Here is a 5,641-nt window from a genome sequence, read left to right as displayed (position 1 = left end):
ACTACATTAAGATATTTAAAAAAACTGTGAGAATGAAGAGTAAAAAGTGAAAACAAAAAAGTAAAAATTAAAAATAAAAAAACCAAGACAAGCTTGGCAGTTATTTTGAAAAAAATATTTTGAAAATCATTTTATATTTTGCCAGATTTTTTTGCGTGAGTGATTGAAAAAAGTTTTAGATTTTTTGTGATGAATTTTAAAATTTTATTTTTTAGATTTGCCTAAGAGAAAATCAGAAATAAAAAACTAAGATGAAAATAAATAAAAATATTTTACTTGATAAATTTAAAATTTTTTTACTCAAAAATGATACGTGGACTTTTTCCAAGAAAGCGACCAACTTTAATTAATGTTTCTAATGTGAAACCAGATTCGCCTTTTAAAATTCTTTGGGTTTGTGATGTGCTAGTGTCCAATCCTTTTTTAACGTCATTAAAAGTTAAGTGATTACTTTCGATATAATTATTTAACTCACTAGCAATTGATTGCTTCAATAGTAGATATTCATCGATGCGTTTATCTGCTTCTTTATTTATGCTATCTATTTGATTTTCTGTTAGCCTCTCTTGCATTATTTTGTCTATGCTTCTCATAAGTCCACCTCACCTTTTTTAATCTGTCTAGCCTGCTTGTCTGCTTTTTTAATATCTTGCTTTTGAGTGTCTTTATTACCGCCTAACAATCCAACATAAATTTTATTGTTGTGGTGCATGTAATAAAGCCGATTGCCAAAACGTCTACAACGTAACTCTTTTATTTTTTCTTTTGTTCCAGTTAATGACTTTGTAAATGGCTGCTGTAATTCATAACCTAACTTTCTAAGCATACGAATTAAAATTAGCATTTCGTTTTGCTGATCTAATGGCAAACTAAAAAGCCAGCTCTCGGCATCTTTAAGTAAAATTAATTCGTACACGTTAAACTAACCTTGTGATTATATTTTTATATCATACCCTAAAATGGGCATATTGTCAAGCTGCAACTATTTTTATATATTATTGATCACAATAATTTTTTTAACCAAAAAAAAGGAATCCTAAAATGCCAATGATCGAAAAACCAAAATCACCAACCTACACTACCCTACCAAAAAAAATAAAAGTCACTGAGGAAACCTACTTAAAAGCCATCGAATATTTAGACTGGAACAAATCCCTTGACGGTGAAACCGATTTAGATTTTTTAATTGATCAAGCCTTGCAGCTTGTTTTTGAAAGTGATAGAGAGTTTAAAAAATATCTGAAAGAAAATAAAAACACTCACCAGAAAAAAATAACTGAAACTAACAGCGAGCAACTAGCTCAAGAAGAAGCTTAAAAACTTCGCTTTATTTTTTAATACTTTTTTACGCAACCCTTTCCTTATTGCTATCATCTTCACTAACCGCCTTTAAATGCCCACCAAGCAAATAATTTAAAACTTTGGTACTTTGCCTTACCGCTTCGTTAAAATCTTCATCAGTCAAATTTGTAAGCCAACTATCAATATAGCTTGCATGATTTTGTAAATCGGTTTTGACTCCAAAGTGTGCGCTTAACATTGCACTGGATAGCTCGGCTACTAATTCCTCTTTGGCGTAGCTTAATTTACAATTTAAATCTACACTGCGGTTTAATCTTTTTTCGTGCATGGTACTGTGGGCTAACTCATGTAATAAAACCGCTTTGTAGTTTTCGTCATCGCTGAAATATTTTGATGATGGCATTTTGATAATATCTAAACTTGGCATATAGTAAGCTTGCCCTTGGTCATGTGTAATAATCTCAACATCTTGAGTATCAATAACAGATTGCAAATCATCATCAAAAACAACCGCGTTTTCTGTTTCGGCTAGCGTTGTTTGCGACAAATTAAACACGGCATAATATTTCGGGCATAGTATCCTTGTTTCGTAAGTATCGCCTTTTTTGATTTTTTCAAAATCATGTTGCGCTATTTTTTCCTTGGTATAACTCGTAAAGAAAAAAACACGGCTTGATTTTTCGCCTTTGTTTACGCTGCCGTTTAATGCTTTGATTTGCCTGAACGTCAACCATTGGTTAGATTTGAAATTATTATTTAGTTGCATCATATAAAGATTAAGAACATTCACGCCACTGTATAAATTCCCTTTGGCATTCACTGGTAACTTAGCGCAACCCTCACGATTAAGAACATCTTTCCAAGTGGCACCGCCATTTTGAATAATTGCCTTAATGCTTTGGGCTATTTCGTTTACAAAGTCGTTGTAGGTTTGTTTGGTGTTTTTATTACTCATCTTCGTCACCCTCTAGCATAAACTCAAGTTCTTCAATGCGCTGTTTACGGTAACTTTCAAATTCGTTGATTTGTTTTGCGGTGAAGTGCTTACTTTTCGCAGATATTTTTCTAAGTTCTTTGTGTTCTTCTATAAGATCAAATACTGAAGCCCAATCAGGTTCTTTTAATTTTAATGCTTTACGCATTAATGGGTTTTTGTGTGTATGGCGATAATTTCTTTTGATCTCAATTAATGCTTCCCTAACAGTATCCATTGCATGAGTGTATCTTTCGCAATTCATACTTAAATCAAAATCTTTTAAGCGTACATCAAAATCACTATCGTATTGGTCAAATTTATTTAGCATTTTTCTATCTCCTTTAATTCTTGGTTTGTCGTTGCTGACATCCTTTTTGCAACAAGCAAAGAAAAAATAAAGTCAAGGGCGCGTAGCGTGCCATTTACCCTTGACTTTATTTTTTAGCTTGTTAAAAAAGACATTAAAAACTAGGTCGTCACACGTAAGCGCAAGCGGAGTGTGACTCAGTTTAAGGCGACAGATTTTTGATTTTAGATTAGGCTAACTTTTGCAGCATAAGTATATTTTGGTTTTGCAAGACTCTAACATTGTTGCTAATCGGCTTGTAATCCTTTTGATTTTCAAAGGCATTAACAACTTGCTTGCTTTCTTCGTCTAACTCATTGTAAACCGTGTTCGCATACTCCATAGGTAAAAAGTTTTTAAGCTTGCATGCTTCAATGTTAAATCGTCTTAACAAGTCCATATCCTTAAACTCAATATGAATAGTGCCTTTCTTGAAAATTGAGATATAAAAATATTCAGTGTCAATTTTCCTGTTTTGTCCGCTATAGACTGCATACTTGCATATTTCTTTTGCTGCTTCGTACTCATTGCTTGGCTTAAAGTAAGTCATTACTTTTTCAAGATCATCTAAAAATGATTCTTCATAACTCGACATTCTATAAACGCCACGATAATCAGTATCATAGCGAAAAGGGATAATTACTTTTTTATTAACCTTGTAGCCACTGTTAGATTTCCACGCATTAAAATAGTGTATATTTGCCTTGTATTCATTCTCACGCCAACGATTATCACGCAAGGCGTTCTCTGTCATTTTATCAAACAAAGATTCGATAGCATCGTTTATATGCTGCGGAAAGGTTTGTACAATATTTAACACAAACTGCCTAATGTTACTTTCGGTAAACTCTTTGCAGTAAAAAGTCTTTATGTTGTTATTTAAACAATACACTTGACCACTGGTAAGATACTTTTCAACCTCTGGTAATTTGGTTATTTTCTCCCAATAATCACGCTTTAACTTCTTGATGAAAATGTTTTGCTGTTTCTGCATAAGTTCAGTCATTTTGTTATTTTTATATTCCTTGGGCGTAAACTGCCTATATTCACTTTCCCATACCGACAAAGACATATAGCCAGACACATTTTTATAATTGCGATAAAAAGTAAGTAAATGTTCCGTTACTTGGTCTCTGGTGCGATTATAAGCTGCGACTAAATCAGCATATTTGTTCTTGGTCGCAACCTCGTTTTGCTCATAGTCAACATTGACTATCTCGTCTGGTGCTTCGTCCTTTAAATCGCCAAAAATTTCAGTCTCAACGTCTCGTTCAATATTGATGTAAATTAAAGCAACTTCAACGCCAGTTTTGCGCTCTGCGTCAATAAAAGCATTTTCGATATATTCTATTTCAGCATTTAAATGATCAAGCTTACGCACAAGGTCTTTACGACTGTTGCTATAGGGGTTTTTGATAGTCTCGGCATTCAATAGGCAAACAATCTGACCGCAAAACATCATATCAATTGCTTTGTGTAGGTGTTTGTCTCCGTCTGAAAATGGAAAGTTAGCTAAAATTAAATCGTAGTGAATCGTACCACTGTAAGCTAAAAAATCGCTGTCAATAACTGCTATATCATCGTCTTTTAAAATTGCCTGTAGCTCTGGCTCAATTTCTATGGCGTGAATTTCGCAATTTTCTTTAAAATAATAACTGTTGCAGCCTGTTTTTCCGTAGTTTTCAAAAGCTTTGATTAAATCACCCTTGCCCGCACTGGGTTCAAGAATCATTTTTATTTTATAGTCGCTAAAATCTACTTTATCGAGCATCTTGTGCGCTAAGTTTTCAGGTGTTGGGTAAAAGTCTTTGTTAAACATGGCTTTATTTCCTTATGTTTCTAATTGGTTAAATTTTGTTATATTGCAATGATTGACTTAAAACGGCACATCGTCACTATCAATCTGTTGTGCATCTGCCGTTGCCACTGGTGGCTGTGGTTGTCCTTGGTGATTACCGTTTGATGGTCGATCTCCTTTTGCCTTGGCGTATTCATTAATGCCTGTGCTTGGCTGGGTCGTGGTTTGATTTATTGGCTGATTAGACGGTCTGACTATGTTGTTTTGCTCGTAACTCTCAAGCGGTGGCGTAGTGGCTCCCTGTCCGCTACTGCTTGCCATTAATTGAATATCATTAGCGACAATTTCAGTTGTGTAGCGATCTTGTCCGTTTTGATCAGTCCATTTGTTAGTGCGTATTCTGCCCTCGACATATAACAAACTGCCCTTTTGTGTAAACTGCTGTACTACTTCCGCTTGTCTGCCAAAAATTACAACACGGTGCCACTCAGTCACATCGATGTATTGACCTGTGTTCTTGTCCTTATAGCCGTCATTCGTTGCCAAGCTGATATTAGCTACCGCATTACCATTTGGCATATAGCGCACCTCTGGGTTGCCGCCTAGTCTGCCAATTAAAACTACTTTGTTTACTGTTCCTTTAGCCATTGTTTATTACCTCTCGTTATCTGTGTTAATTTTTATATTCGGTTGATTACTGGGTTATTTGCTCAACTCGTGTTGCTGCTCTGGTAAATTGTCCGCTTTACTGTCGCTTTCGATGTCATCTAAGAGAAAGTCCTCAGTTAATGACGCTTGGGCGTAAATCTCATCAATCGTTACGTCTATATGACTGTTTAAAATGCTCATGCTCAAAACTCCTTTTATTGCTCATTGCGGTTGTATCGACTCATAAACTTAATTGCTAAGGTGTTACTAACGTCTCTGACGGCTTTCTTATATTCACCATGGGTAAACCTTAAATCGCCTGTGATTGCATCATCTGGGTCGTCTGTAAACGAATCATTTGCCCTTATTCGCTTACGTAGTTAAAAAAGTCAAATTCGCTGTTTTTGTTGTCGATCTGGTTTATTAAGTCTTTCATTGCGCTAACTCCTATGTTAATTTTCAACTCTTCAGTTGGTTAAATGTTTAATTTTTTCTCAAAACATAGTTGGGGAAATCTTCAAAAACCCAATTATTTTTAAGTGTTAAATAAATTGTTTTTAACAGCTTTCTA

The 5,641-nt window shown here is 34.7% G+C and carries 8 protein-coding genes; 1 reads left to right on the top strand and 7 read right to left on the bottom strand.

The annotated features are described in order from the left end of the window. Positions 1 to 296: 296 nt before the first annotated feature. Entirely contained in the window at positions 297 to 593 is a 297-nt protein-coding gene (locus IE867_RS13965) for a helix-turn-helix domain-containing protein (RefSeq protein WP_192485322.1), read from the bottom strand. Further along, a complete protein-coding gene (locus tag IE867_RS13960) occupies positions 590 to 916 on the bottom strand; it encodes a type II toxin-antitoxin system RelE/ParE family toxin (protein ID WP_192485321.1) in 327 nt (108 codons plus the stop codon). Before IE867_RS13960 ends, IE867_RS13965 begins: the two co-directional genes overlap by 4 nt. A 125-nt stretch (positions 917 to 1,041) precedes the next feature. Here IE867_RS13960 and IE867_RS13955 point away from each other — a divergent pair, with 125 nt between their 5' ends. Then, positions 1,042 to 1,317 carry a hypothetical protein gene (locus IE867_RS13955; protein WP_192485320.1) on the top strand — a complete coding sequence of 92 codons (276 nt, stop codon included), beginning with the start codon at positions 1,042 to 1,044 and terminating at the stop codon, positions 1,315 to 1,317. Positions 1,318 to 1,345: 28 nt separating this feature from the next. Here the strand turns inward: IE867_RS13955 and IE867_RS13950 are convergent, their stop codons facing one another. The 5 genes from IE867_RS13950 to IE867_RS13930 all read right to left on the bottom strand — a co-directional run bounded on the left by IE867_RS13950 (position 1,346) and on the right by IE867_RS13930 (position 5,271). Beyond that, complete coding sequence (locus IE867_RS13950) at positions 1,346 to 2,257, bottom strand: ArdC family protein (RefSeq protein ID WP_192485319.1); 912 nt, start codon at positions 2,255 to 2,257, stop codon at positions 1,346 to 1,348. Further along, positions 2,250 to 2,606 carry a hypothetical protein gene (locus tag IE867_RS13945; protein WP_192485318.1) on the bottom strand — a complete coding sequence of 119 codons (357 nt, stop codon included), beginning with the start codon at positions 2,604 to 2,606 and terminating at the stop codon, positions 2,250 to 2,252. Before IE867_RS13945 ends, IE867_RS13950 begins: the two co-directional genes overlap by 8 nt. 208 nt (positions 2,607 to 2,814) lie before the next feature. After that, on the bottom strand, positions 2,815 to 4,443 hold the full coding sequence (locus IE867_RS13940) for a DUF4942 domain-containing protein (RefSeq protein ID WP_192485317.1): 1,629 nt from the start codon (positions 4,441 to 4,443) through the stop codon (positions 2,815 to 2,817). 57 nt (positions 4,444 to 4,500) lie between these two features. Then, positions 4,501 to 5,070, bottom strand: a complete 570-nt coding sequence (locus IE867_RS13935) for a single-stranded DNA-binding protein (protein ID WP_192485316.1) — start codon at positions 5,068 to 5,070, stop codon at positions 4,501 to 4,503. A 54-nt stretch (positions 5,071 to 5,124) separates the two neighbouring features. Then, the gene (locus IE867_RS13930) at positions 5,125 to 5,271 is read right to left on the bottom strand and encodes a hypothetical protein (protein WP_192485315.1); all 147 of its coding nucleotides are present in this window, start codon (positions 5,269 to 5,271) and stop codon (positions 5,125 to 5,127) included. Positions 5,272 to 5,641 lie beyond the last annotated feature (370 nt).

It is taken from the genome of Cysteiniphilum marinum, assembly GCF_014857925.1.
In the GTDB taxonomy this organism is placed as follows: Bacteria; Pseudomonadota; Gammaproteobacteria; order Francisellales; family Francisellaceae; genus Caedibacter; species Caedibacter marinus.
Note: the sequence above shows the minus strand (reverse complement) of the source record. Positions and strands in the feature narration are given on the sequence as shown.

Excerpts from the sequence above, each read along its gene's own strand:
- IE867_RS13950 (WP_192485319.1), bottom strand. The coding sequence starts at position 2,257 with ATGAGTAATAAAAACACCAAACAAACCTACAACGACTTTGTAAACGAA.
- IE867_RS13930 (WP_192485315.1), bottom strand. The coding sequence starts at position 5,271 with ATGAGCATTTTAAACAGTCATATAGACGTAACGATTGATGAGATTTAC.
- IE867_RS13965 (WP_192485322.1), bottom strand. The coding sequence starts at position 593 with ATGAGAAGCATAGACAAAATAATGCAAGAGAGGCTAACAGAAAATCAA.
- IE867_RS13935 (WP_192485316.1), bottom strand. The coding sequence starts at position 5,070 with ATGGCTAAAGGAACAGTAAACAAAGTAGTTTTAATTGGCAGACTAGGC.
- IE867_RS13945 (WP_192485318.1), bottom strand. The coding sequence starts at position 2,606 with ATGCTAAATAAATTTGACCAATACGATAGTGATTTTGATGTACGCTTA.
- IE867_RS13955 (WP_192485320.1), top strand. The coding sequence starts at position 1,042 with ATGCCAATGATCGAAAAACCAAAATCACCAACCTACACTACCCTACCA.
- IE867_RS13940 (WP_192485317.1), bottom strand. The coding sequence starts at position 4,443 with ATGTTTAACAAAGACTTTTACCCAACACCTGAAAACTTAGCGCACAAG.